This window comes from Streptomyces coffeae, from assembly GCF_016741875.1.
In the GTDB taxonomy this organism is placed as follows: Bacteria; Actinomycetota; Actinomycetes; order Streptomycetales; family Streptomycetaceae; genus Streptomyces; species Streptomyces coffeae.
This window is the reverse complement of record NZ_JAERRF010000147.1, coordinates 1-927: the sequence shown is the minus strand read 5'-3', so window position 1 is coordinate 927 and position 927 is coordinate 1. Positions and strand designations below refer to the sequence as shown.

Genomic DNA, 927 nt, shown 5'->3' with positions numbered 1-927 from the left:
GGCTCTGCGGGTTCTGGTCCGGCCGCTGGTGGCTCGTCATCGGACTCCTCGGCAGTGCCCTGCTCCAGGTTGTCAGGGGAAGGCCTGGCTGCTCGGGCGCCCGGGACCCTGCGCAGGCGCGGTCGCTCGTCATGCGCCGTGAGCAGGACGTCCAGGACGTCGCGGCCGGCCTGTGGGGCAAGGTGGAACAGCTGGAGGTCATCGAGTTGTCCGCCGGTTGCTGTGTGTTGTGTGGCGGTGCCGTCATGGGCGATGTGCCAGCTTGTGGCGCCGGGCAGGGCGCCTAGGGTGAGGACGATGAGGGCGGCCTGCGTGGTGCGGTCGGCCAGAGCCGTGAGGCGTCCGGCGTGCGCGGCGTCCGGCTGGGCGAGAAGGACGAGAGAGCCCGGTGCGCGGCGCTCTTCCTCCCCGGTCTTTGTCGTTGCCTGCTCGTCTTCGGTGTCTTGAGTGTCTCGTTGGTGGTGGGCGTGGGCGATGAGGTGTTCTTCCGCGCGGTGGATGGCGTGTTCGAGATCGTCGGTCACGGTCAGGGCGCTGAACTTCGGTGGCATGCCTGGCAGGAGGCGATCGGCTAGCTCTTGGGTGAGGACGCCTCTCACCTGGGGCGTGCCGGGGCGCCTGCGTTCGGCGGCGGTGAGGATGCCGGTCAGCAGCGCACGGGCGGCCGCTTCAGCGCCAGGTCCGGTCCAGCAGCAGCCGCTGGCCCGGGCAAGAGTGGCCAGCGGGACTTCGGCGGCGTTGGCAGTCCCGATCGTCACGGTGGAGGCGGGCTGGGGTGGTGCGGGCGGGGTGCGGCGCGTGATCAGTGCCTTCGGATCAGCGTCCGTGGTACGGGGCAGGGCAGCCTCGCTCGCCGCCACGACGGCTTTCTCGATCACGGGGCTCAGGGGCGGGACCTGCGCATCGAGGCCGGGGCGGCGGGAGCGG

1 pseudogene is annotated in these 927 nt (G+C 71.3%); it reads right to left on the bottom strand.

Going from position 1 to position 927, the window contains the following annotated elements:
• Positions 1–878 (bottom strand): annotated as a pseudogene (locus JK363_RS41390) (BTAD domain-containing putative transcriptional regulator); the annotation flags it as partial.
• Between the last annotated feature and the right edge of the window lie 49 nt (positions 879–927).